The organism is Pseudomonas macauensis, assembly GCF_047902425.1.
Classification (GTDB): domain Bacteria; phylum Pseudomonadota; class Gammaproteobacteria; order Pseudomonadales; family Pseudomonadaceae; genus Pseudomonas.
Window position 1 is genome coordinate 3678809 of sequence record NZ_CP138377.1, and the last position, 24769, is coordinate 3703577.

The following is a 24769-nucleotide window of genomic DNA, read 5'->3' on the forward strand; positions in this document are numbered from 1 at the left end:
CCTCGCTCCCAGCGCCTCCGGCGGCGCCCGGACGGACGCGTCAGCTGCCCGCGTGGGCACGCTCCAGCGCGGCCATGTCGAGCTTCTTCATGGTGAACACCGCCTGCATGGTGCGCGTGGCCCGTACCGGGTCGGCATCGGCCACCATCTCACCCAGGTGGCGCGGAACGATCTGCCAGGACAGCCCGAAGCGGTCCTTCAGCCAGCCGCACATCTGCGCTTCCACCGGGCCACCCGCGGACAGCTTGTCCCAGTAGTGGTCGATCTCCGCCTGGCTGTCGCAACAGACCATCAGCGAAACCGCCTCGTTGAAGGTGAACACCGGCCCGCCGTTGAGCGCGAGGAAGCCCTGGCCGTCCAGTTCGAAGGCCACCGTCAGCACCGAGCCGGGCTCCTTGCCGTGGTGCTCACGACCCGCCTCGCTGTAGTAGGCGACCTGGCCGATACGGGAGTTGGGGAAGATACCGGTGTAGAACTTCGCGGCCTCCTCGGCCTGGTTGTCGAACCACAGGCAGGGGTTGATGCGCTGCAAGCTGGGCATGGCGATGCTCCTGGTCTTCGCGCGGCCGACAGGGCCGGCGTGTGTAGTGGTCGCTTGGCGATGAGCGAAGTCGACAAGTCTAGGCGCTGCTTCGCCGGATTCCGGACAACCGGTCGAATGGCAGGCGCTGGCAGCAAACGAACGCAGCTTGTCCTGATTCGCCCCCAGCCACCGATTGCCGCTGGGCCGCCGCGGATTTCCAATGAGCACGACACGGCGAGGGCCCCGCCGTCCCCAGCCACAACCCTGGAGATCCACCATGAGCCTCGACCTCGACGGCGTGAACGTCCCCGACAGCGCCCTCGCCCGCGCCATCACCGAAATGGTCCGCGACAACGCCACGCCCCTGCTCTTCCACCACTCCTCGCGCGTCTACTACTGGGGCGCGCTGACCGGCGCGCGCAACGGCCTCGCCTACGACGCCGAACTGCTCTACGCCGGCGCCATGTTCCACGACATGGGCCTGATGCCGCGCTACTGCAGCCAGTGCGAACGCTTCGAAGTGGACGGCGCCGACTGCGCCGCCGAATTCCTGCGCAGCCACGGCATCGGGCAGGACGACATCGATACCGTCTGGACGGCCATCGCCCTGCACACCACGCCGGGCATTCCGCAGCATATGAAGCCGGAGATCGCCCTGGTCACCGCCGGCGTGGAAATGGACGTGCTGGGCATCGCCCACGACCAGTTCCCCGAGGCGCAGCGCGACGCCGTGGTCGCCGCCCACCCGCGCGGCGGGCAGTTCAAGCAGGACATCCTGCAGGCGTTCTACGACGGCATCAAAGACAAGCCGCAGACCACCTTCGGCAACGTCAAGGCCGACGTGCTGGCGATGAAGGACCCGGACTTCGTGCGCGGCAACTTCTGCGACGTGATCCTCGGCTCGGCCTGGGACAGCTAGGCCCGTGCGGACACGGGCGGGCCCAGCACACCGGGCTCGCCCAGCAGTTGCGTCAGCCAGTGCATGAACACCCGCACCCGCTGCGGCAGGTGGCGGTGGGCGTAGAGCAGCGAGATGTCCATGGGCGGCAGCGGCACATCGCGCAGCACCTGCACCAGCCGGCCCGCCTCCAGGTCATCCAGCACGCCATGGATCGGTACCTGGATGATCCCCAGTCCTCCCATGGCTGCGCTTTCGTAGGCCTCGGCGCTATTCACCGAGAGCGCGCCGCCCATCGGCAGGTAACGCGTCTGGCCGTGCTGCAGGTACTCGAAGCCCGAAGGGCGCGAACCCAGCACATTCACGTAATGGATCAGCCGGTGCCCGGCGAGATCGTCCAGGGTTTCCGGCACGCCATGCGCGGCGAGATAGGCGGGGCTGGCGCAAGTGACCTGGGGAAACCGCCCGAGCGTGCGCGCGACCACCGACGGATCGCTCACCGCACCGACGCGCACCACGCAGTCGAAGCCCTCGCGCACCAGATCGACGCGGCGGTCGGTGCAACTCACCTCCAGCTGCAACGCCGGATGCCGCGCGAGGAACTCACCCAGGCGCGGCATCACCAGCTTGCGCGCCATCACCGTCGGCATGTCCACCCGCAGGCGCCCGACCAGCGCCTCGTCCTGCTGTCGGAACAGACCCTGCAACTCGTCCAGCTGGGCCAGCATGTCCTTGCTGCGCTCGTAGAGCACCAGGCCGTCCTGGGTCGCCGTGACCTTGCGCGTGGTGCGTTGCAGCAGCCGCGCGCCGACCAGGGCTTCGAGGGTCTGGATGTGCTCGGACACCGTGGAGCGCGGCAGGCCGAGCTGCTCGCCGGCCTGGGTGAAGCTGGCCAGTTCGGTGACGCGGACGAAGGTGCGCAGCAGCTCGGGACGGATCATGGCGGCAGGTCACTATTGTTCGGGCTATTGTTCGGGCTATTGTTCGGAAGCTCCGACCAGTATTTCCGAAACCAGCAGATTTATCAGCAACAGAACGAACAATAAGCTCTCTCCATCCCCACCCAAACCGGAGCTTCGCCATGACCCGCAAGATCGCCCTCATCACCGGCGCCAGCCGTGGCCTCGGCCGCAACGCCGCCCTGCACCTCGCCGCTGCCGGCGTGGACATCATCGGCACCTATCGCAGCCAGGCCAACGAAGCCCGGGCGGTGGCCGCCGAGATCGAACAACGTGGCGGCCGCGCCCTGATGCTGTCGCTGGACGTGGCCGACAGCGCCAGCTTCGACGCCTTCGTCCAGCAGGTCCGCGACGGCCTGCGCGACACCTTCGGCCGCGACCGCTTCGACTTCCTGCTGAACAACGCCGGCATCGGCATCCACGCGGCCTTCGCCGAGACCACCGAGGCGCAGTTCGATCAGCTGGTGAACATTCAGTTCAAGGGCCCGTTCTTCCTCACCCAGAAGCTGCTGCCGCTGATCGCCGACGGCGGGCGCATCCTCAACGTCTCCACCGGCCTGACCCGCTTCGCCCTGCCCGGCTACGCCGCCTACGCCGCCATGAAGGGCGCGATGGAAGTGCTGACCAAGTACCAGGCCAAGGAACTGGGCGCACGCGGCATCGGCGTGAACATCATCGCCCCGGGCGCCATCGAGACCGACTTCGGCGGCGGCCTGGTGCGCGACAACGCCGAGATCAACCGGCAGATCGCCAGCAACACCGCCCTGGGCCGCGTCGGCCTGCCGGACGACATCGGCGGCGCCATCGCCACGCTGTTCGCCGACGGCAGCCGCTGGATCAACGGCCAGCGCGTCGAAGCCTCGGGCGGCATGTTCCTCTGAACCCATGCGTCGCTCCCGCCTGGCGCGGGAGCGAAGCATTCGCCAGCATTGGCCAGCCCGGCGCAGGCAGCTACCATCCAGCGGTCGTCCCGTTGCCCCTCAAGGATTCCCGCAATGAGCACCGCCCTGCTGATCATCGACGTCCAGTCCGACCTCTGCTCCGGCAGCAACCCCTGCTTCGATATCGACAACGTGCTGCAACGCATCAACGGCATGAGCCGCGCCGCTCGCGACGCCGGGGTGCCGGTGGTATTGATCCAGCACGAAGACAGCGACATGCCCTACCAGAGCGAGGCCTGGCAACTGGAGCCGCGCCTGCTGACCGGCGCCGATGACCTCAGGGTACGCAAGACCACCCCGGACTCCTTCCTGCGCACCGAACTCGCCGACCTGCTGCAAGCGCGCGGCATCGAACACCTGGTGATCTGCGGCTTGCAGAGCGACTACTGCGTCGACACCACCACCCGCCGCGCCCTCGCCCAGGGCTACGCGGTGACCCTGGTGCGCGACGCCCACTCCACGGTGGACAACGCCGTGCTCAGCGCCGCGCAGATCAGCGCCCACCACAATGCCGTGCTGGGCAGCATCAGCAGCTTCGGCCAGCGCGCCAGGGTCGTCCCCGCCGCCGACGTACGCTTCTGATGGCAAGCCGGGATACGAGGAGAGCGCCATGAATTTCGACTGGAACGACATCCCGATCCTGCTCGCCCTGGCCCGCCACGGCAGCCTGAGCGCCGCCGGCCGCGCGCTCGGGGTCGACCCCTCGACCATGAGCCGGCGCCTGGTGGCGGCCGAGTCGGCGTTGCAGACCCGCCTGTTCATCCGCGACAACGCCGGCTACAAGCCCACCGACGCCGGAACGGCCTTCCTCGCCTATGGCGAACGTATCCTCGGCGATGTGCAGAGCATGCTGCTGGAAACCCGCAACGAGGCCAGCGCGATTACCGGCTCGGTGCGCCTGACGGCCATCGACTTCCTGTTCAGCCACTGGCTGGTGCAGCACATGCCGAAGCTGTCGCGCACCTATCCCAACCTGCAGCTGCAACTGGTCCCGGCCAACCGCGCGCTGTCCTTCACCCGCCGCGAGGCCGACTTCGCCCTGCGCATGGCGCGCCCGCAGGAAGACGCCGCGCTGGTGATGCGCAAGGTCGCCGACATCGGCTTCTCGGTGTACGCCGCCACGGCGCTCGCCGAGCTGCCGCCGCAGGACTGGCCGCAGCAACCCTGGCTGGCCTATGGCGAGGAACTCGACGACACCCCGGAAATGCAGTGGCTGCGCCACTTCGCGCCCAACGCCAGCTACGCGTTGCGTGCCAGCAGCGTGACCACCCTCACCCACGCCTGCGAAACCGGCCTGGGCATGGCCCTGCTGCCGTGCATCCTCGGCGAGCGCAACGGCCTGGTGCGCCTCACGGGCCCGGTGGTGGCGCGGGAAATCTGGCTGCTCAGCCACCGCGACGCCGGTCGCATCGGCCGCTTCCAGGCGGTGAGCGACTGGCTACGCGACATCTTCGACCAGGACGCGGCGCAGTTCAGTGGCGAGAACCTGGCCTGCCGCGACATCGGCTGTGCGCCGTTCGAGCCGACCCACCGCTAGGGTTTGAGCTAAAGCACACCCTTGAGCGGGTACTCAATGATCACGTAGAGCCGGTCGATGTCGGCGCCGGGCTGCTCGTCGTTGCCACGGTGACTGACCTGCGACAGGTGCAGCGACAGGTCCTTGGCCGGGCCGGCCTGGACCACGTAGCGCAGGTCGCTGTCGCGCTCCCAATGGCGCCCGCCGTCACCGTACTGCCCGGCATAGGCACCATCGGATGGCGCATGGCTGCCATCGATGCCACTGCCGCGCACATAGCGGGTCATGAAGCTCAGGCCGGGCACGCCGAGCACGCCCAGGTCGAGGTCGTAGCGCGCCTGCCAGGAGTGCTCGCCGGGTCCGTTGAAATCCGCGTACTTGATCGAGTTGGCGAGGTAGATGGAATCGCCGCCGACGAAGTCGAACGGCGTGTCGCCTTCGATCTTCTGGTAGCCCAGCATCACGCTCTGCGCACCCAGGCGATAGCGCGCCGCCAGGCTCCAGGCGGTGGTGTCGATGGCGCCGGCATGGGCCTGCCCTTCATCGCGGGTGCGGTAGAGGTTGCCGTCCAGCCACAGGCCTCCGTCGAGGTAATGCAGGTTCAGGTAGTACTGCCGCCAGGTGTCATCGAGCTGGCCGGCGAACAGCGAGCCGCCATAGTTATCGGACGGGGTGAAATCCGCGCCGGCGAAGCTCACCGCGCTGTCGCGGGTGGTGGCGCCATAGCCGTCGAAATCACCCCGGCCGGTGCTGGCGTCCTGGTTCTTGAAGGCGGTGAAGCGCCCGGCCTGGAAGCGCACGCCGTCCAGCTCGCGGGAGTCGACCAGGGTGCCGGTGGCGTACTCGGGTTGCAGGCGCTTATCGCCGGTATCGAACACCGGCGTCTCCACGGTCATTTCGCCGAACTTCAAGGTGGTCTGCGACAGGTCGAGCTTCAGCGCGCCACCGGCGGAGGAGTAGTCATCGTCCGCGCGCCCGTCGGCGTCCAGGGGCAACAGGCCGGTGCCGGCACGGCCGCGTCCGCTGTCGAGCTTGAGGCCCAGGAAGGCGTGGGCATCGACGCCCAGGCCGATCGTCCCCTGGGTGAAGCCGGACTCCAGGTTGGCGATGAAGCCTTGCGCCCACTCCTGGCGATAGCTCTGCCCGCTCGGCGAAGGCTGGGTTCGGTAGTCGGTCTGCAGGAAATAGTTGCGGCTGAGCAGCGACCAGTTGGCGCCCTCCAGCAGGCCGTCGTGCGGGGCGGCACAGACACCCGCGCCAGCCAGCGCCAGGAACGGCAGGGAAACTGAACGAAGCATGCAGCGGGCCATGAGAGTGGCTCCATCCTGGCGAAAGTAAGCGCGGGCCCTGAGGCCCGCGCGAGTCTTCAGAAGGCGAAGCAGGAACAGCCGAAAGCGCCCCAGAAGCCCTGGAAGTCGCTCACCGGCACGCTCGACTGGCGCGCCCGCTCGTGGCTGTGGCCATGCACGCCACAGGAGCCGGCGCACTGGTGCACGGCCTGTTGCAGCGGCGCCTGCGGGCGCCAGTGCCCCGGCACCTTGGCCACCGGCGACCAGTCCGGCAGCACCGGAATCGCGGTCGGCGCCTGGCGCTCGAAGTCGCCGCTGCCGAACACCACCCGGCCGTCGACCACGGTGAGCACCGACTCGATGACCTTGATCTCCTCTTCCGGCACGCTGAAGTAGTCCGCCGAGAGCACGGCGAGGTCAGCCATCTGGCCCACCTTGATCATGCCCTTCTTGCCCTGCTCGTTGGAGAACCAGGCGCTGCCGTGGGTGTACAGCTCCAGCGCGGTGGCGCGGGACAGGCCCTCGGGGTACAGCTCCATGCCGCCCACAGTCTTGCCGCTGACCATCCAGTACAGCGAGGTCCAGGGGTTGTAGCTGGAAACGCGGGTGGCGTCGGTGCCGGCGCCCACCGGCACGCCCTCGGACAGCATGCGCTTGATCGGTGGCGTGGACTGGGCAGCCTGCTTGCCGTAGCGGTCGACGAAGTATTCGCCCTGGAAGGCCATGCGGTCCTGGATGGCGATGCCGCCGCCCAGGGCCCGGACGCGCTCGATGTTCTTCGGCGAGATGGTTTCGCAATGGTCGAAGAACCAGTGCAGGCCGTTGAACGGCACGTCCAGGTTGACCTTCTCGAACACGTCGAGCATCCGCGAAATGGACTCGTCATAGGTGGCGTGCAGGCGGAACGGCCAGCGCTGTTCGACCAGGTGGCGTACCACCGGCTCCAGGTCCGCCTCCATGTTCGGCGGCAGGTCCGGGCGCGGTTCGAGGAAGTCCTCGAAGTCGGCGGCGGAGAACACCAGCATCTCGCCGGCGCCGTTGTGGCGCAGGAAGTCGCTGCCCTGGCCGTAGGCGACGCTGCTGGTCCAGTTCTTGAAGTCGGCCAGCTCTTCCTTGGGCTTCTGGGTGAACAGGTTGTAGGCGATGCGCACGGTGAGCTGGTCGTCCTTCTCCAGCTGCTGGATCACCTGGTAGTCGTCCGGGTAGTTCTGGAAGCCGCCGCCGGCGTCGATGGCGCTGGTGACGCCCAGGCGGTTCAGCTCGCGCATGAACTGGCGGGTGGAGTTGACCTGGTACTCGAACGGCAGCTTCGGCCCCTTGGCCAGGGTCGAGTAAAGGATCATCGCGTTGGGGCGCGCCACCAGCATCCCGGTGGGTTCGCCGTTGCTGTCGCGGACGATCTCGCCGCCGGGCGGGTTCGGGGTGTCCCTGGTGTAGCCGACCACACGCAGCGCGGCGCGGTTGAGCAGTGCGCGGTCATACAGGTGGAGGACGAACACCGGAGTATCTGGTGCCGCCTGGTTCAATTCCTCGATAGTCGGCATGCGGCGCTCGGCGAACTGGAATTCGTTCCAGCCGCCCACCACCCGTACCCATTGCGGCGAGGGTGTGCGCAGCGCCTGTTCCTTGAGCATGCGCAGGGCGTCGGCCAGGGACGGCACACCCTCCCAGCGCAGCTCCAGGTTGTAGTTCAAACCGCCGCGGATCAGGTGCAGGTGCGAATCGTTGAGGCCGGGAATCACCGTGCGCCCTTTCAGGTCGATGACGCGGGTGGCGCCACCACGCAGGGCCATGGCCTCGGCGTCGGTGCCCACGGCGATGAACTTGCCGTCGGCGATAGCCACGGCGGTGGCGTTGGGTTTCTCGCGGTCGATGGTATGGAAGCGGCCGTTGGTCAGGATCAGGTCGGCATTCATGGAAAAAGTCCTCTTTCGATCAGCGGGCGTTGAGCCAGGCGGAGAACAGGCGCGTGGCCCGTGGCATGAAAACGTAGACCACCAACAGCACGATGGTGATGGTGATCAGCATGTTGGCCGGCACGAAGCCGCCCAGCAGCGGTACCCGGGCGAACAGCGGTTGCCAGAGCTGCGGCACCAGCATTACCAGGGGCAGGATCACCAGGTAGGAGACCGCCGCCTGCTTCCAGCGCGGCGGTTGCCGCTGATCGCTTTCCTGGGGGGTGAACCAGAACTCGTGATCACTGTGCAGTTCCTGCTGGTCGCCGTCGGTCAGAAGCGGCGATGCGCGTTCGATCAGTTCGCGGCGCTGCGCGGAGTCCAGCCAGACCTGCAGCTCGTTGGCGCTGGCGAAGCGCAGTACGGAGGTGAAGGCGTCGCCCTGGCGCATCACGTCCACGCCCAGGTGTCCGGGAAACTCGCTGGCGGCGCGGGTCAGTTCGCGCAGGATGGCTTCGTAGTCCGCGGCACGGCCGGGCTTGGCGCGATGGCGGATGATCAGCGTCACGGACTCTTGGTTGACTGGGGTGTTCATGGGGCTCCCTCCTGAGTGGCCTCCCCCGCCGGCGCGAGGGAGGGCGCATTGCCAAAGGCCGGATCAGTGACCTTCGCTGGCGTTGAACATGGTCTTCGCGTAGATCAGGCCCAGGCCGTAGGCGCCGCCATGCTCGATGGAGGTCTTCACGGTCTGGTCGTAGGTCTCGCCACGGGCCCAGTCGCGTTGCAGTTCGAGCAGGTATTGCAGGGACGTCATGGGGCGGGCGCCGAGCTGGATCATGCGCTGCAGGGCCATCTCGTGAGCCTCGGTGGACACGTCGCCACAGGCGTCGGCGATCACGTACACCTCGAAGCCCTGGTCGATGGCCGAGAGCGCCGGGCCGACGATGCACACCGAGGTCCAGAGGCCGGCGAGGACGATCTTCTGCTTGCCGTGCTTGTTCACCTCGACGGCGATGCGCGGATCTTCCCAGGTGTTCATGCTGGTGCGGTCGATGACGTTGTGCTCGGGGAACACCGACTTGATCTCGTCGAAGATCGGGCCGGAGAAGCTCTTCTCGGCAACGGTGGTGAGGATGGTGGAGACGCCGAATTCCTTCGCCGCCTTGGCCACCAGCGCCGCGTTGTTGCGCAGGGTCACCGCGTCGATGGATTTGGTCGCGAAGGACATCTGCGACTGGTGGTCGATCATGATCAGAGTGTGGTCGGCCGGGTTCAGCAGGGTCTTGCCCGGAGCGGCTTTGGCGATTGCGGTCATGACGTGTTTCCTTCTGCGTTGCGTGAGTGGGGTGGGTCTTGGTATCGATCGGGTCCGGCGGATTCGAGGGTGGTACCGAACCGTGGAGCCATCTTTGCCGATCACCCGAAGGTGCGGAACAGACAGCCTTGCAGGGCTACTTTGCAGTTCTGCAAGACCCTCTCCAGGCTGCGCCACGCCTGGTCTGCGCGGCACCGGAGCGGAGTTGCGGAACGGCCTTGCGGCCCTATTTCAGGTGCACCTTCAGTTCTTCGCCGGCCTGGCGCAGGGCGGCCTGCACGGCGGGGACCTGGCTGACCACGTTGAGCAGCCCGTAGTCGTGGATCATTCCGTTGTAGCGCACCGAGGTGACCGCCACGCCGGCGGCATCGAGCTTGCGGGCATAGGCCTCGCCCTCGTCGCGCAGCACATCGGATTCGGCGGTCTGGACCAGCGCCGGCGGCAGGCCCTTGAGCTGATCCCGGGTGGCCCGCAGGGGCGACGCGTAGATCTCGGCGCGCTGCTTCGGATCGGTGGTGTAGTTGTCCCAGAACCACTGCATCATCGGCTTGGTGAGGAAGTGTCCCTGGGCGAACTGGTTGTAGGAGCCGGTCTCGAAACTGGCATCGGTCACCGGCCACAACAGGGCCTGGAAACGCAGCTTGGGCGTGCCCTTGTCCTTGGCCATCAGCGCGACCACCGCGGCCATGTTGCCGCCGACGCTGTTGCCGGCCACCGCCAGGCGCTTGCCGTCGACGCCGATTTCCTTGCCGTGCTCGGCAACCCATTTCGTCGCGGCGTAAGCCTGGTTGATCGCGGTCGGGTAATGCGCCTCGGGGGACGGCGTGTAGTCGACGTAGACCGCCGCCGCGCCGGAGTTCAGCACCAGGTCGTGGATCAGGCGGGCGTGGGTCGGGTAGTCGCCCAGTACCCAGCCGCCGCCATGGAAGTACATGAAGACCGGCAGCGTGCCCTTGGCATTGGCCGGGCGAACGATGGTCAGCTTGATCGCGCCGACCTCGGTGCTGATGGTCTTCTCGCTGACCTGGGTGCCGGAGAGGTCGACCTTCACCGACTGCTGCGCGCCGGTCAGCACCGCACGGGCGTCTTTCGGCGAGAGGGTTTCCAGTGGTTTGCCGTTGCCGGCTTCCAGCGCCTCGAGGAAGGCCTGGGTGTTGTGTTCGACGGTGGGATTGCCGGCGGCGAAGGCGTTGCCGAGGGTCAGTGCGAGGGCTGCGGCGAGCAGGGTTTTCTGGGTGGTCATGATTCCGTTCCTGAGCAGTGGGAGTGGGTGGTTCCGAAGTGCGAGTGCATCTTCGGCCAGGCTCGGGAAACGCGGAATAGACAGGTTTGCAGGGACGTTTTGCAGTTTTGCAAAGGGGGGTGACAGAGGCTTTTCGCAGGATTGAGGGGGACGCCCAGTCCTTGCTCACGGACCCTCGCCTTACGCCGGCTCGCCCGGCGCAATGCGTTCGCGAGCAAGCTCGCTCCTACAAAGCGGAATGCACCGGGGAACCTCCCCCGGACGACGACACGCCCACATCACTCTCCGTGTGACTACGGCCACCGAGTGACGCAGGGCGCATCGGCGTACAACCACGAACGGTTGTACGCCCTACTCCCCGCGCTGCCGCTTGCGGTGCTCGGCAACCTTATGTCGGTTGCCGCACGCCGCCATGCTGCACCAGCGCCGGCGGTGCGACTTGGTGCGGTCGTAGAACCACAGCACGCAATCGGGATGCTCGCACTTGCGCACCAGGTTGAAGTCCCCTTCCGCCAGCAGGCTGGCGGCCAGTTCCGACAGGGGCGCGAGCAGTTGCTCCGGCGATGCGTGCTCGCCAACCCGTTCCAGGCGCGGCGCGTCGACTCCTTCCCAGACCAGCCGCGGATGGCTGGACGCCTGCAGCAGGAAGTGGTTGAGCGCCGAAGGGTCGCCGCGCAGCCCGCCCTTGCGCTTGAGCACCAATTCGCGCACCGCCTCGCGCAAGGTTCGGGCAGCGTCCAGCAAGGCGCCCTTGGCAAACCGGACGGCGCCATCGCGCCTGAGCGCCATGCGTTCGAGCCAGGCCAGTACGTCGGCGTCGGACTGCCAGAAATCCACCAACTGCCCGTCCACCACCGCCACGGTGTTGATCATGTCCAGCGCGGGGTGATCGGCGATCACGAAGGGTTCGAGGGTCGGTGCGCTCATGGCGGTAGCTCCTGGCGGGAATGCACCCATCGTAACCCTTCATATCCATTTATCAAGTTACATCACATCAGAACGACCGTTCGTCCGCCCGAACATGTAACCAATATAAATATATTTGACAGGTTACAAAGGTGAGTCCAGATTTGCCCTCGAAGTAACCCATAAACAACTCTTAACCAGTTACAGAAGGATCTCGACATGAACGCCATCGCCCACACCGACTCCGCCATCCATTACCGCTTCGCCGATGCCGACGGCGTCCGCGTGTTCTATCGCGAGGCCGGCCAGCCAGGCTCGCCCGTGCTCCTGCTGCTCCACGGCTTCCCCAGTTCCTCGCACCAGTTCCGCAACCTGATTCCGCTGCTGGCCGAGCGCTTACACGTCATCGCCCCCGACCTGCCCGGCTTCGGCTTCACCGAAGTGCCGGCCGAACGCAACTACCGCTACAGCTTCGCCAACCTCGCCACCACTCTCGGCGCCTTCGTCGATGCCCTGGGCCTGGAGCGCTACGCCCTGTATGTCTTCGACTACGGCGCCCCCACCGGCCTGCGCCTGGCGCTGGCGCACCCGGAACGGGTCACCGCGCTGATCTCGCAGAACGGCAATGCCTACCTGGAAGGCCTGGGCGATGTCTGGGCGCCGATCCGCACCTATTGGGCTGATCCATCCGCCGCCAACCGCCAGGTGGTGCACGACGCCCTGCTGACCCGCGAAGGCGTTCGTCTGCACTACGTAGAAGGCGCCTCGGACCCGAGCCTGATCGCCCCTGAGACCTACACCCTCGACGCCCTGCTGATCGAGCGTCCGGGCAACAAGGACATCCAGCTCGACCTGTTCTACGACTACCAGGACAACCTGAAGCTGTACCCCGACTTCCAGGCGTTCTTCCGCGCCACCCAACTGCCGTCGCTGATCATCTGGGGCAAGCACGACCCGATCTTCATCCCGCCGGGCGCCGAAGCCTTCGCCCGCGACAACCCCAACGCGGTGATCGAGTTGCTGGATACTGGCCACTTCGCCCTGGAAACCCACGTCGACCACATCGCCAAGCGCATCCATGAGGTGATCGGCAGCGCCCTGAGCTAGGTGCCCAGCCCTTCAGGCGACCAACCGCCACGCCGCCCGGCACGCCACGGGTGCCGGCGCGGCGTTTGGCCGGTACAATGCGCGATTGCCCGTGCCACGCCTGATAAAGAAGAAACCATGTCCCTGCCCAAACACCATCTGGAACTGCTCAGCCCCGCCCGCGATGTGGCCATCGCCCGCGAGGCCATCCTGCATGGCGCCGATGCCGTCTACATCGGTGGCCCGAGCTTCGGCGCGCGGCACAACGCCTGCAACGAAGTGAGCGATATCGCCCAGCTGGTGGAGTTCGCCCACCGCTACCACGCGCGGGTGTTCACCACGATCAACACCATCCTCCACGACAACGAGCTGGAACCGGCCCGCGCGCTGATCCACCAGCTCTACGACGCCGGTGTCGATGCGCTGATCGTGCAGGACATGGGGATCATGGAGCTGGACATCCCGCCGATCGAGCTGCACGCCAGCACCCAGACCGACATCCGCACCCTGGAGCGGGCGAAATTCCTCGATCGGGCCGGCTTCTCCCAGCTGGTATTGGCCCGTGAGCTGAACTTGCAGGAAATCCGCGCCATCGCGGATGAAACCGACGCGGCCATCGAGTTCTTCATCCACGGCGCGCTGTGCGTGGCCTTCTCCGGCCAGTGCAACATCTCCCACGCCCAGACCGGCCGCAGCGCCAACCGCGGCGACTGCTCCCAGGCCTGCCGCCTGCCCTACACCCTGAAGGACGACCAGGGCCGCGTGGTGGCTTTCGAGAAGCACCTGCTATCGATGAAGGACAACAACCAGAGCGCCAACCTCAGCGCCCTGGTGGACGCCGGCGTACGCTCCTTCAAGATCGAAGGGCGCTACAAGGACATGGGCTACGTGAAGAACATCACCGCCTATTACCGCCAGCGCCTGGACGGCATCCTCGCCGAGCGCCCGGACCTGGCCCGCGCCTCCAGCGGCCGCACCGACCACTTCTTCGTGCCCGATCCGGACAAGACCTTCCACCGCGGCAGCACCGACTACTTCGTCAGCGAGCGCAAGATCGACATCGGCGCCTTCGACTCGCCGACCTTCACCGGCCTGCCGGTGGGCGTGGTGGAGAAAGTCGGCAAGCGCGACCTGATCGTCGCCACCCAGGAGCCGCTGTCCAACGGCGACGGCCTCAACGTGCTGGTCAAGCGCGAAGTGGTCGGCTTCCGCGCCAACATCGCAGAACCCAAGGGCGAATTCGAAGAAGACGGCGAGAAGCGCTACCGCTACCGCGTCGAGCCCAACGAGATGCCGGAAGGCCTGTACCGCCTGCGCCCGAACCATCCGCTGTCGCGCAACCTCGACCACAACTGGCAGCAGGCGCTGCAGAAGACCTCCGCCGAGCGTCGCGTCGGCCTGTCGTGGGTCGCCAAGCTGCGCGAGGAACGCCTGGAACTGACCGCCACCAGCGAGGAAGGCGTCACCGCCAGCGTCGCCCTGGACGGCCCGTTCGGCGTCGCCAACAAGCCGGAACAGGCGCTGGATCAGTTGCACGACCTGCTCGGCCAGCTGGGCACCACCCAGTACCACGCCGACAAGATCGAGCTGGACGCCCCGCAGGCGTTCTTCATCCCCAACTCCCAGCTCAAGGCGTTGCGCCGCGAGGCCATCGAGGCGCTCACCGAAGCCCGCGTGCAGGCCCACCCGCGCGGCGGCCGCAAGGCCGAAACCAACCCGCCGCCGGTGTACCCGGAGTCGCACCTGTCCTTCCTGTACAACGTGTACAACCAGAAGGCCCGCGACTTCTACCACCGCCACGGCGTGCAACTGATCGACGCCGCCTTCGAGGCCCACGAGGAAACCGGCGAAGTGCCAGTGATGATCACCAAGCACTGCCTGCGCTTCTCCTTCAACCTGTGCCCGAAACAAGCCAAGGGCGTCACCGGCGTACGCACCAAGGTGCAGCCGATGCAACTGATCCACGGCGACGAAGTGCTGACCCTGAAGTTCGACTGCAAGCCGTGCGAGATGCACGTGATCGGCAAGATCAAGGGCCACATTCTCGGCTTGCCGACGCCGGGCAGCGACGGCGTGAGCAACATCGTCGGCCAGATCAGCCCGGAAGACCTGCTCAAGACCATTCGCAAGCCGGCGCACTAAGGTTCTTTTGTAGGAGCGAGCTTGCTCGCGAATGCTCTTCGCCGTCGATTCGGTGTTAGGCGGTTCGCGAGCAAGCTCGCTCCTACGAAGAGCAACACCCCTGCGCATTTCCCCGATCCCCCGCTATGATCGGGAACATGACTTCCACGCCTCCGCTCCGCCAGCAATGCCCGCCCGGTGCCTGCGACTGCCACCGCGAGCGGCTGCTGGAGAGTCCCAATGCTGACCTGCGCATCCTGCTGCTGACCCGGCACGAGGAGCAGCGCCTGCTCGAACGCCTGGAAAACCTGAAGGACCTGGCCGACCTGCAGCGCATGCAGCACAAGCTCTTTGAGCAGCTCGGCATCCGCCTGCACATCGCCCCCGGCTTCAACGAAGTGCGCACCATGCGCGGCATCGAATTCGACTTCGACGACCAGCCCGGCCTCTGCCGCAAGACCCGCCAGGCCATCCCCGCCGCGATCCGCCGGAGCATGGAGAAGAACCCGGAAATCGCCTGGCGCCTGCTGGATTCCCACGACCTGTTGGGCGGGCTCTGAATCCAATCCCCAATCCCCTCGCGCCGAACCCACCACGTAGGGCGTACAACCGTTCGCGGTTGTACGCCGATATGCGATGGTCGCCGGTTCGCGAATTGGGGCGAGCTCGAAGCGCCGGGTCACAGGTGCCTGGTCGAAGTCCGTGCCGCCGGAAACCAAGGTCAAACGGCGTATAACGTCGAACGTTATACGCCCTACGTCCCCGGTCAGGCTCTCGTAGGAGCAACTGTCCTGTCCCGGCTGAATCTGTGCCAGGGCTTTCCCCCTCACCCCAGCCCTCTCCCTCAGGGAGAGGGGGCCAGATCGTGCCGGCTGACAGAGTAGTTTCATCCTGCACCGACGGTCCCCTCTCCCCCTGGGAGAGGGTTAGGGTGAGGGCCAACCCGAGCGCAGATGCATCTCGTAGGAGCGGATCTTATCCGCGATCCGACCGCCAGGCCGGCCACAAAAACAGGCAACGCTACTCCTTCGCCGCCCTCATCGCCCCGGCCAGCTCGCCAACGCCGCGCTGCTCCAACTCCCCAGCCGCCCCCAGCCGGTCCCGATCCTCCTTGTTCTGGCTGAGCTTGGACTTGCCGACGATCTCGCTGATCTCCACCTCGATGCCGACGATGTTCGCCAGCATCCCGCTGATGAATTCCGGCGTGGAGTCGCTCATCTTCCACGGCCGCTCCTCGCCCGCCTCATGGGTGCGGGTCAGGCGCCCGACCACGCCGCGCACGAAGCGCTCCTCGTCCATCACCTTCAGCCGGCCGCGCACATGCACCACCTGGTAGTTCCAGGTCGGCACCTGGCGGTGCTCCTCGTGCTTGCTCGGGTACCAGTTGGGCGAGACGTAGGCGTGGTCGCCCCGGAAGATCACCAGCACCTCGTCGCCATCAGCCTCCCGCCATACCGGGTTGTTGCGCGCGACGTGGGCCCGCAGCAGCGGCGTATCACCCGCCAGTTCCAGCTCGAAAGGCAGGTGATTGGCGTCCAGCACGCCGGCATGGCCGGTCACCAGAATGCCCAAAGGATGCTCGCGGATCAGCCGATGCAGCTCGTCAGGTCGGTTTTCCTCAAAGTGCGCGGGTACGTACATGATCGCCTCGAAATCAGGGAATGCCGCCATCATGCCGCTGCATTGGCACCCCATAAAGATCCATTAACAAGCCAGATAACAGATCCAATTCATCCGCACCACCGCCCTTCCCTGCGCGGATGCGCTGGACGGCAGTCGTGCCGCCCCCTACTCTAGCCATTAGCCAGCATTCGCCCAGGACGGCAGACACAGGCTCCCCCGATGACCGTACCCGAGTTTCCCGCCGAGCCTTCCCGGCAGTCCCAGGGCAAGATGCCGCCCAGCCTGCGTGTCGCCTACAAGGCCTATGTGGTCCGGCATTACCGGCGCTTCCTGCTGGCGATCAACTTAATTGCCATGGCGGCCTACGATTCCTACGTGCTGGCCGATGCCCTGCTGATCCCGGACATGGCAAAGGAATCGCTGCTGCTGCGCGCCGGCCTGAGCCTGATCGGCCTGCTCAACATCTTCCTGGTGTTCCGCTTCAGCCGCAGCGTGCTGGCGATGGACCTGCTGATGCCGGTGCACGACATCATTTCCACCGTCGCCTGGTTCGAGCTCCTCAAGCGCAGCGCCTCGCCCGACGTCCCCTTCTTCCTCTATGCCTCGGTGGTCTTCATCCTGCTCGGCAACCTGGGGGTGCGCTATTCGTTCAAGGGCATTGCGCTGATCTCCGCAATCATCTCGGCGATCATCCTCTACAACGTCTGGCTGATCCACGACGGCGCCGCCAAACCAGTGCTGACCTTCACCCTGGTCTACCTGCCGGTGGCGCTGTTCAGCCTGTTCATCAGCTGGACCAATATCCGGGGCGTGCGACAGGCCTTCCTCGCCGACCAGGAAGAACGCCGCCAACGCTCCGAACTGGCCTCGCTCAACCTGCGCCTGCAGGAACTGGCCAGCACCGACGCACTGACCGGTGTCGGCAACCGCCGCGCCCTGGACGCCCAGCTCAAGGCCAGCTGGGAGGGCATGCACGCCCACGGCCGCCCCTTCGCCCTGTTGCTGGTGGATATTGACTACTTCAAGCCCTACAACGACCATTTCGGCCACCAGACCGGCGACCGCTGCCTGTGTCGTGTGGCCGAATCCCTGGTCGGCAGCCTGCGCGGGGGGCGTGCCAGGGTCTATCGTTATGGCGGTGAGGAGTTTGTCGTACTGCTCGAAACCGGCAGCGTCGACGACCTGCGCCGCGTAGCCGAACGCCTGCGCGAGCAGGTGGCCAGCCTGAACATCGAACACCTGCACCGACCCGACGCCCTGCGGCACCTGACCATCAGCCTCGGGGCAGCGATGGCCAATGAGGAGGGCCTGAACCAACCGCTCGACCTGCTCGCGCGATGCGACCAGCGCCTTTACTGCGCCAAGCAGGACGGACGCAACCGCGTGCAACTCGGTAGTCCGCCGACGGACTGACGAAGGTAATCGACCCGACGAACCCGGCCGGCGTCCCTCGATCGGCTGGCAGGCGGACCCTGCACCCAGCGCCGGGTGGCGGACGCCCCCATACCAACTCAACGAGGCCCGTGTGAAGCGCGACATCCGCCTTGCCGTACTTCTGCTGTCGATCATCAGCCTGACCGTGGCGGCGGCCACCGCCTGGGAGCTGTGGGCCGCCCGCGAGCGCACCCTCGCCAAGGCCTACACCCACAACCTGAACCTGACCCAGGCGCTGGACACCTACGTCGAAGGCATCATCACCCAGAGTTCCATGCTGCTCCTGGGCGTCGCCGAGCGCCTGGAAGCCGACGGCACCGGCCCCGCGCAACTGGAGCGCCTGCGCCTATTGGCGCAGCACCAGCAATCCCTGCTCAGCCAACTCGACAGCATCGTCGTCTACGACGCCCACGGCCACTGGCTGATGACCTCCAATGGTCAAATTCCGCCCGACGCCACCAGCTCCGACCGCTCCTTCTTCATTCACCATCGCGACAACCCTTCGACCGACGCCTACATCGGCGAACCGATCCGCAGCCGCTCCACCGGCAAGTGGGTGATCACCGTCAGCCGCCGCTACAACCATCCAGACGGCAGCTTCGCCGGCGTCATCTCCGTCACCCTTGGCGTGGAGAATTTCCTCCAGCTGTTCGGCAAGATCGACATCGGCCGCCACGGCGCCATCGGCGTCACCACCGTCAACGGCCAGGTACTGGTGCGCTACCCGTTCCGCCAGGGCGACATGGGCCGTGTGCTGTCGCACTCGCCGATCTTCAGCGGCTACCTGGACCACGCCCAGGTCGGCACTGCCTCCTTCAACTCCTCGCTGGACGGCATCGAACGCATCTACGCCTTCCGCAAGAACGAGCGCTACCCCCTGGTGACCACCGTCGCCCTGGGCAAGGACGAAGCCCTGGCCTCCTGGCGCGCCGATGCCCTGCGCACGATAGGCATCGCCTTCGGCCTGCTGCTGGTGATCGTGATCATCGGCTGCCTGATGATCCTCGCGATCAAGCGCCGCATCGGCACCGAAGCCCTGCTGGTGGCCGCCCGCGAAGAACTGCTCAAGGCCAACCGCCAGCTCGAAGTGCTGGCCTCCCGCGACCCGCTCACCGGCCTGCAGAACCGCCGCAGCTTCGACGACCGCCTCGCCGCCGAACTGCGCCGTGCCCAGCGCGAGCGGACCCCGCTGGCCCTGCTGCTGATCGACGTCGACTACTTCAAGCGCTTCAACGACACCTACGGCCACCCCGCCGGCGACGACTGTCTGCGCAGCGTCGGCCAACTGCTGGCCGATAACGTAAGGCGCCCCGGCGACCTGACGGCGCGCTACGGCGGCGAAGAGCTCGCGGTGATCCTGCCCAACACCGACAGCGCCGGAGCGCAGGCGGTGGCCGAACAGATCCTGCAAAACCTCTGGCAGAGCAACCTGACCCACGTTGGCAGCCCGCTCGGCCGGGTGACCGCCAGCATCGGCATCGCCGCCCTGCCCGCCGGCGCGGACGCCTCCGTCGCCGACCTGATCAGCGCGGCCGACCAAGCCCTTTACCGGGCCAAGGCCGCTGGCCGCAACCGCCTGGATTGCGCACCCGACCTCCCCGGAGCAGCGCAATGACCTTCGCCCCCGCCCTGCTCGACGCCCTGCGCAACGCCCGCCATGTGGTGGTCTTCACGGGCGCCGGGGTTTCCGCCGAAAGCGGCATCCCTACCTTCCGCGATGCGCTGACCGGTCTCTGGGCACGCTTCGAAGCCTCCCGGCTGGCCACTGCCGAAGCCTTCCGCGCCGACCCGGCGCTGGTCTGGGGCTGGTACCAGTGGCGCCGCAGCCTCGTCCATCGTGCACAACCCAATCCCGCGCACCTGGCCATCGCCGCGCTGGCCGGCAAGGTGCCGCAACTGACCCTGGTGACCCAGAACGTCGACGACCTCCACGAGCGCGCCGGCAGCCCATCGGTCATCCACCTCCATGGCCAGCTCGAACGCCCGCGCTGCTTCACCTGCCAGCGCGAACCGGAAGCGCCGCTGCCGGTCCCCGACGAGCCAGAGGCCGGCCGCCACGTCACTCCGCCGGCCTGTGTCCATTGCGGTGGGCCGCTGCGCCCTGGCGTGGTGTGGTTCGGCGAAAGCCTGCCGATGAATGCCATGAACCACGCGTTCGAAGCCGCGGAGAGTTGCGACCTGCTGATCTCGGTGGGCACTTCCGGCGTGGTCTACCCGGCGGCGGAAATCCCGCAGGCCGCCTGGCGCGCCGGCGCCACCGTGCTGCACATCAACCCCACGCCAGGACCGTCGCACGGCGAACGCGACTTCGCCCTCGCCAGCGCGGCGGGTGTCGTCCTGCCGGCACTGGTAGAAGCAGCGTTCGGCTAGAGCCGGGGCGCTGAATGGAGATCGCGCCTACCGCTTCACGCCGGCGTGCTCTTCGTAGGAGCGACTGTCTGCGTATTCGTAGGGCGTACAACCGTTCGCGGTTGTACGCCGATTCACCAGGATCCTCAGTTGGCACATTGGTTGAGCTCGAAGCGCTCGATACAAGATGTCCCGATTGAAGTTCGTGCAACCGGAAACCCAGGTCAAACGGCGTATAACGTCGAACGTTATACGCCCTACGTTCCAAGCACCTGGGCCAGTCATTGAAGCGGAACGCGGGGCGGCCCTCGCAGGAGCGGACCTTGTCCGCGATCCGCCGGCAAGGCCGGCGCAGGAACAGGTTCGCGAGCAAGCTCGCTCCTACAGGTCCAGGTCAATGCGCACTTCATAGGAGCAAGCCCGCGAACAGGCACTACACCGCCGGCAAATGCGACGTCACACAATGGATGCCACCCCCACCAGCGGCGATAGGGTCGATATCCAGTTGTACGATCTCGCGATCCGGGTACAGCTCGCCGAGCAGCGCATGACAATGCTCATCCGCCGCCGCATCGCCGAACTTCGGCGCGATCACCCCGCCGTTCACCGGTAGGTAGTTGATGTAACCGGCGGCGAAGTCCGGGTTGTCGCGGTTGTACTGACTGGGCTTGGGCCTGGTCGGCGGCGGCAGGCTGTGCAGCTTCAGCGGCCGGCCATCGGCGTCGGTGGCGCCCTTGAGAATGTCCAGGTGGCGACGGGTCACCGCGTAGTCGTAGGACTGCGGGTCGTTGTCCAGGTTGACCACCACCACGCCCGGCTCGACGAAGCGCGCATAGAAGTCCACGTGGGCGTCGGTGATGTCCTTGCCGCGGATGCCCGGCAGCCAGATGATCTTGCGCAGCCCCAGGCGTTGCTTCAGCTCCGCCTCGATGCGCGGACGCGTCCAGCCGGGATTGCGGTTGTCGTTGACCCAGCAGCTCTCGGTGAGGATGGCCGTGCCATGGCCGTCCACCTCGATGCCGCCGCCCTCGCCACACAGCGCGCTGACGATATGCCGCGCTTCCAGCTCCTCGGCCAGGGTCGCCGCCACTTCGCCGTCGCGCTGGGCGTGCTGCTTGCCGCCCCAGCCGTTGAAGTTGAAGTCGGCCAGGGCCAGCCCACCGGCGTCGTTCACCAGGTAGCAGCCGCCGTAGTCACGAACCCAGATGTCATCCAGCGGCATGGCCATGAAATCGACGCCCTCCGCCGCGCACGCGCGCTTCGCCTCGGCCAGCAGCGCCGGCCGGCACAGCACCGTCACCGGCTGGAACTCGGCAATGGCGCGGGCCAGCCGCGCCACCGTGGCGTTCACCGCGGGTGCGAAGTCCTCCCAGACATCGGCACTCGCGGCGTAGGCAACGAACACCCGCTCCTGCTTGCGGTGCTCGTCGGGCATGTACCAGCGCTCCGTGGCCAGGGCGACGCGCCCCAGCCCCAAGCCGAGCCCCGTTGCCAGCGTCATGCCGGCGCCAAGCAGGTTCCTGCGAGTCAACATGTTCTCTCCTTAGCTGCCGGTGCCGGTCTTGAAGCTTGTCCAGGTACGCATCCGCGCACGCATGTCGCGCTGCGGGATGTCCTTGCCGGGGAACAGCCGCGCATAGGCCTTCTCATCAAGATAGATGTCCGGATTGTTGCGCATGCTGGCGTCAACCATCGGCCGCGCCTTGGCGTTGGACGTCGGGTAGCCGGTGGCGTTGCTGATTGCCGCCATCACCTGCGGGCGCATCAGGTAGTTGATCAGTGCGTAGGCGTACTCCGGGTGCGGCGCGTCGACGGGGATCGCCATGGTGTCCATCCACACCGAGGTGCCCTCGCGCGGCACGCGGTACTCGAAGCGCTCCTTCTTGCCGGCCTCGTCGGCGGCGCGCTGCGACTGGATGACATCGCCGCTGTAGCCCAGCGACAGGCACAGGTCGCCATTGACCAGCTGGGTGACCGGCTGCGACTGGAACTTGCGGATGTACGGGCGAATACCGTTGAGCACCGCCAGCGCGTCCGCCAGGTCCTGGGGCTTGCCGCTGCGCGGATCGCGACCAAGGTAGTTGAGCACCACGGCGAGCACCTCGTCCGGCGAGTCGATCAGCGAGATGCCGCAGTCGGCGAAGCGCTTGGCCAGCTCCGGCTTGAACAGCAGGTCGAGGCTGTTCACCGGCGCGTCGGCCATGCGCTGGTCGATCTTGGCGCGGTTGAAGGTCAGGCCGATGCTGCCCCAGGTGTAGGGCACCACGGCATGCCGCGAGTACGGATACTTGGTCTGCAGGCTTTGCAGCCCCGGCTCGATGTCGCCCAGGTGCTCCAGCTTGCTGTCGTCCAGCTTCTGCAGCGCGCCGGCGCGCATCAGCCGCTCAGCCACGGTGTCGCCGGGGAAGACCAGGTCGTAGCCGCTGTGCCCGGCCATCATCTTGGCCTCCAGCGTCTCGCTGCCGTCCATCACGTCGTAGATCACCTTGATCCCGGTTTCCTGGGTAAAGCCGGCCAGGGTATCGGGGGCGAAGTAATCCGCCCAGTTGAACAGGCGCAGGACCTTTTCCTCCGCCGCCGCGGGTTGCAGGGCGCAGGCCAGGGACAGGCCCAGCGCGCCGATCAGCATCGATTTCATGGTCAGACTCCCTGGCCTTGCCAGCGTGAATGAAGGTGCCGGCCGTCGAGGCCGAGCAGCGGGCCGTACATTTCCGGGCGACGGTCGCGGAACACGCCCCAGGTCAGGCGCTCCTCGCGCGCCAGGCCCAGGTCCAGTTCACGCACCAGCACCGCCGCCTCGTTGCGCCCGGCTTCGGCAACCAGCGCACCCTTGTGGTCGGAGATGAAGGACGAGCCGTAGAAGCGCATGCGCAGTCGTTCATCGCTCGGCGCCACTTCCTCGCCGATACGGTTGGCCGCCAGCACCGGCAGCAGGTTGGCGGCGGCGTGGCCGCGCTGGGCGGTCTGCCAGTGGTCGCGGGAATCCAGATGCGCAGCCCCCGGCTCGGAACCGATGGCGGTGGGGAACAGCAGCAGCTCCGCACCTTGCAGCGCCAGGCAGCGCGCCGTCTCGGGGAACCACTGGTCCCAGCAGATGCCCACGCCGATGCGGCCGACGGCGGTATCCCAGACACGGAAACCGGTATCGCCAGGGCTGAAGTACTCCTTCTCCTGGTAGCCGATGGCGTTAGGGATGTGCGTCTTGCGGTACACCCCGAGCAGGCGGCCGTCGGCGTCGGCCACGGTCAGCGAGTTGAAGTAGGCGTTGCCGGCGCGCTCGAACCAGCTCAGCGGCAGCACGACTTCGAGTTCCGCAGCGAGCCTGGCGAAGCGCCGCAGGATCGGGCTGTCCTCGTAGGGCTGGGCCAGCGCCAGGTGGTCGTGGTCCTGCTCGATGCAGAAGTACGGCGTGGCGAACAGCTCAGGCAGCAGGATCAGCCGCGCCCCGGCAGCGGCCGCCTCGCGCACGCGGCGTTCGGCCTCGTCGAGGTTGGCCGGCAGGTCCCAACTGCAGGAGAACTGCAGCACCGCAACGCTCAGCTTGCTCATCACACGCCCTCCAGCGGCCAGGCCGGCTGCTGTTGGGTGATGCAGTGCACCCCACCGCCGCCGTGGGCCAGGTGGTTGATGCGCACCGGCACCACCTCGCGGCCGGGGAAGGCGCGGGCCAGGGTAGCGGCGGCTTCATCGTCGGCGGCGATGCCGTAGGCCGGCATGATCACCGCGCCATTGGCCAGGTAGAAGTTGGTGTAGGAGGCGCAGAAGACTTCCGCTTCCGGGTCCACCGCCGCGCTGGCTTCGAACAGCTCGATCAGCTCGAAGGAACGGCCTTTGGCATCGGTGGCCAGCTCCAGGGCGCGGCGGTTCTCGCGCGCCACCTCGGCGTAGGTGCTGGAGACATCGCGGGTAGCATCCACCAGCAGCACGCCGGGCCGGGCGAAGGCACAGACGCCATCGACGTGGCCGTCGGTCATGTCGCCGGTGACGTACTGCGGGTCGCCCGGCAGCCAGATGGTCTTGGTCACGCCCAGCAGGCGGGCGAAGATTTCCTCCATCTCGCGCTTGCTCACACCGGGGTTGCGGTTGGGGTTGAGCAGCACCGACTCGGTGGTGATCAGCGTGCCCTCGCCATCCACGTGGATCGCCCCGCCCTCGTTGGCCAGCGGCGTGCCGAAGCAGTCCAGCCCCAGGTGATTGAGCACGCGGCGGCCCAGACCCTCGTCCAGGGTGTGCACCGACTTGCCGCCCCAGGCGTTGAAGCGCCAGCTCACCCCGGCCACGCCGTGCTGCGGATGGCAGACGAAGGTCGGCCCGGAATCGCGGCACCAGCTGTCATCGATGGGCAGCGGCACCAGTTCCACGTTCGGCCCGCACAGCTCGGTGGCACGGGCGACGGCGGACGGGTCGACCACCAGCTTCACCGGCTCGAAACGGGCGATGGCATTGGCCACCCGGGCGAAGTCTTCCTGCACCTGCTCCAGGGTCACCCGCCAGCCGCCCTCCCAAAGCGGGCGGTTATGCGGAAACGCCATCCAGGTCGCCGCGTGAGGTACCCATTCGGCAGGCATGCGCCAGCCGTTCTGCATATCGTCGAGATGCATATACAAAGCCTTTGGTTAGGAATTTTTATCGGAAGAAAAGGGTTCAGCGGCGCCTGAAACCATCCTAGGC

23 protein-coding genes are annotated in these 24769 nt (G+C 66.7%); 10 read left to right on the forward strand and 13 right to left on the reverse strand.

Annotated elements, in window-relative coordinates:
- Positions 1 to 40: 40 nt before the first annotated feature.
- Positions 41 to 541, reverse strand: a complete 501-nt coding sequence (locus tag SD196_RS16815; protein WP_331318621.1) for a VOC family protein — start codon at positions 539 to 541, stop codon at positions 41 to 43.
- A gap of 259 nt (positions 542 to 800) precedes the next feature.
- Here SD196_RS16815 and SD196_RS16820 point away from each other — a divergent pair, with 259 nt between their 5' ends.
- Positions 801 to 1442, forward strand: coding sequence for an HD domain-containing protein (locus tag SD196_RS16820; protein WP_416310438.1), 642 nt, complete (start codon positions 801 to 803; stop codon positions 1440 to 1442).
- Here the strand turns inward: SD196_RS16820 and SD196_RS16825 are convergent.
- Positions 1439 to 2362 (reverse strand): LysR family transcriptional regulator, encoded by a 924-nt coding sequence (locus SD196_RS16825; protein ID WP_343573256.1) that lies wholly within the window; start codon positions 2360 to 2362, stop codon positions 1439 to 1441. The two genes, SD196_RS16820 and SD196_RS16825, sit on opposite strands and share 4 nt — an antisense overlap.
- 140 nt (positions 2363 to 2502) lie before the next feature.
- Between SD196_RS16825 and SD196_RS16830 the strand changes: the two genes are divergently transcribed.
- The 3 genes from SD196_RS16830 (at position 2503) to SD196_RS16840 (ending at position 4858) form a co-directional block, all read left to right on the forward strand.
- Positions 2503 to 3261, forward strand: coding sequence for an SDR family NAD(P)-dependent oxidoreductase (locus SD196_RS16830; RefSeq protein ID WP_416310439.1), 759 nt, complete (start codon positions 2503 to 2505; stop codon positions 3259 to 3261).
- A 114-nt stretch (positions 3262 to 3375) separates the two neighbouring features.
- Positions 3376 to 3903, forward strand: coding sequence for a cysteine hydrolase family protein (locus tag SD196_RS16835; protein WP_275611356.1), 528 nt, complete (start codon positions 3376 to 3378; stop codon positions 3901 to 3903).
- Positions 3904 to 3931: 28 nt separating this feature from the next.
- Positions 3932 to 4858, forward strand: coding sequence for a LysR family transcriptional regulator (locus tag SD196_RS16840; RefSeq protein ID WP_275611355.1), 927 nt, complete (start codon positions 3932 to 3934; stop codon positions 4856 to 4858).
- Between the two features lie 8 nt (positions 4859 to 4866).
- Here SD196_RS16840 and SD196_RS16845 read toward each other — a convergent pair whose 3' ends face one another.
- The 6 genes from SD196_RS16845 to SD196_RS16870 all read right to left on the reverse strand — a co-directional run bounded on the left by SD196_RS16845 (position 4867) and on the right by SD196_RS16870 (position 11506).
- Positions 4867 to 6135 (reverse strand): OprD family porin, encoded by a 1269-nt coding sequence (locus SD196_RS16845; RefSeq protein ID WP_275611354.1) that lies wholly within the window; start codon positions 6133 to 6135, stop codon positions 4867 to 4869.
- A gap of 68 nt (positions 6136 to 6203) precedes the next feature.
- Positions 6204 to 8042 (reverse strand): amidohydrolase, encoded by a 1839-nt coding sequence (locus tag SD196_RS16850; protein ID WP_343573249.1) that lies wholly within the window; start codon positions 8040 to 8042, stop codon positions 6204 to 6206.
- A gap of 19 nt (positions 8043 to 8061) precedes the next feature.
- Positions 8062 to 8616 (reverse strand): antibiotic biosynthesis monooxygenase, encoded by a 555-nt coding sequence (locus SD196_RS16855; RefSeq protein WP_275611352.1) that lies wholly within the window; start codon positions 8614 to 8616, stop codon positions 8062 to 8064.
- A gap of 63 nt (positions 8617 to 8679) precedes the next feature.
- Complete coding sequence (locus SD196_RS16860) at positions 8680 to 9336, reverse strand: hydrolase (RefSeq protein WP_275611351.1); 657 nt, start codon at positions 9334 to 9336, stop codon at positions 8680 to 8682.
- Between the two features lie 226 nt (positions 9337 to 9562).
- Positions 9563 to 10579 (reverse strand): alpha/beta hydrolase, encoded by a 1017-nt coding sequence (locus tag SD196_RS16865; RefSeq protein WP_343573246.1) that lies wholly within the window; start codon positions 10577 to 10579, stop codon positions 9563 to 9565.
- Positions 10580 to 10930: 351 nt separating this feature from the next.
- Positions 10931 to 11506 carry a CGNR zinc finger domain-containing protein gene (locus SD196_RS16870; protein WP_275611349.1) on the reverse strand — a complete coding sequence of 192 codons (576 nt, stop codon included), beginning with the start codon at positions 11504 to 11506 and terminating at the stop codon, positions 10931 to 10933.
- 198 nt (positions 11507 to 11704) lie between these two features.
- Here SD196_RS16870 and SD196_RS16875 point away from each other — a divergent pair, with 198 nt between their 5' ends.
- The 3 genes from SD196_RS16875 (at position 11705) to SD196_RS16885 (ending at position 15252) form a co-directional block, all read left to right on the forward strand.
- Positions 11705 to 12592, forward strand: coding sequence for an alpha/beta hydrolase (locus tag SD196_RS16875; RefSeq protein WP_343573243.1), 888 nt, complete (start codon positions 11705 to 11707; stop codon positions 12590 to 12592).
- Positions 12593 to 12709: 117 nt separating this feature from the next.
- On the forward strand, positions 12710 to 14713 hold the full coding sequence (locus tag SD196_RS16880) for a U32 family peptidase (protein WP_343573241.1): 2004 nt from the start codon (positions 12710 to 12712) through the stop codon (positions 14711 to 14713).
- Between the two features lie 137 nt (positions 14714 to 14850).
- Positions 14851 to 15252, forward strand: a complete 402-nt coding sequence (locus SD196_RS16885) for a hypothetical protein (protein ID WP_275611346.1) — start codon at positions 14851 to 14853, stop codon at positions 15250 to 15252.
- A 460-nt stretch (positions 15253 to 15712) separates the two neighbouring features.
- Here SD196_RS16885 and SD196_RS16890 read toward each other — a convergent pair whose 3' ends face one another.
- Entirely contained in the window at positions 15713 to 16333 is a 621-nt protein-coding gene (locus tag SD196_RS16890; protein WP_275611933.1) for an FMN-binding negative transcriptional regulator, read from the reverse strand.
- 201 nt (positions 16334 to 16534) lie between these two features.
- Here SD196_RS16890 and SD196_RS16895 point away from each other — a divergent pair, with 201 nt between their 5' ends.
- From SD196_RS16895 to SD196_RS16905, 3 genes are all read left to right on the forward strand, one after another.
- Entirely contained in the window at positions 16535 to 17728 is a 1194-nt protein-coding gene (locus SD196_RS16895; protein WP_416310440.1) for a GGDEF domain-containing protein, read from the forward strand.
- Positions 17729 to 17840: 112 nt separating this feature from the next.
- On the forward strand, positions 17841 to 19364 hold the full coding sequence (locus SD196_RS16900; RefSeq protein ID WP_416310441.1) for a diguanylate cyclase: 1524 nt from the start codon (positions 17841 to 17843) through the stop codon (positions 19362 to 19364).
- On the forward strand, positions 19361 to 20119 hold the full coding sequence (locus tag SD196_RS16905) for an NAD-dependent deacylase (RefSeq protein ID WP_331318646.1): 759 nt from the start codon (positions 19361 to 19363) through the stop codon (positions 20117 to 20119). Before SD196_RS16900 ends, SD196_RS16905 begins: the two co-directional genes overlap by 4 nt.
- A gap of 412 nt (positions 20120 to 20531) precedes the next feature.
- On the opposite strand, the gene SD196_RS16910 is transcribed toward SD196_RS16905, so the two are convergent.
- The 4 genes from SD196_RS16910 to SD196_RS16925 are packed head-to-tail and all read right to left on the reverse strand — an operon-like array spanning position 20532 to position 24699.
- On the reverse strand, positions 20532 to 21632 hold the full coding sequence (locus SD196_RS16910) for an agmatine deiminase family protein (protein WP_416310442.1): 1101 nt from the start codon (positions 21630 to 21632) through the stop codon (positions 20532 to 20534).
- A 9-nt stretch (positions 21633 to 21641) separates the two neighbouring features.
- Entirely contained in the window at positions 21642 to 22736 is a 1095-nt protein-coding gene (locus SD196_RS16915) for an extracellular solute-binding protein (protein WP_370599639.1), read from the reverse strand.
- A gap of 2 nt (positions 22737 to 22738) precedes the next feature.
- Positions 22739 to 23647, reverse strand: coding sequence for an N-carbamoylputrescine amidase (gene aguB, locus SD196_RS16920; RefSeq protein ID WP_343573233.1), 909 nt, complete (start codon positions 23645 to 23647; stop codon positions 22739 to 22741).
- The gene (locus SD196_RS16925) at positions 23647 to 24699 is read right to left on the reverse strand and encodes an agmatine deiminase family protein (protein WP_416310443.1); all 1053 of its coding nucleotides are present in this window, start codon (positions 24697 to 24699) and stop codon (positions 23647 to 23649) included. The genes aguB and SD196_RS16925 overlap by 1 nt, the downstream gene beginning before the upstream one ends.
- Between the last annotated feature and the right edge of the window lie 70 nt (positions 24700 to 24769).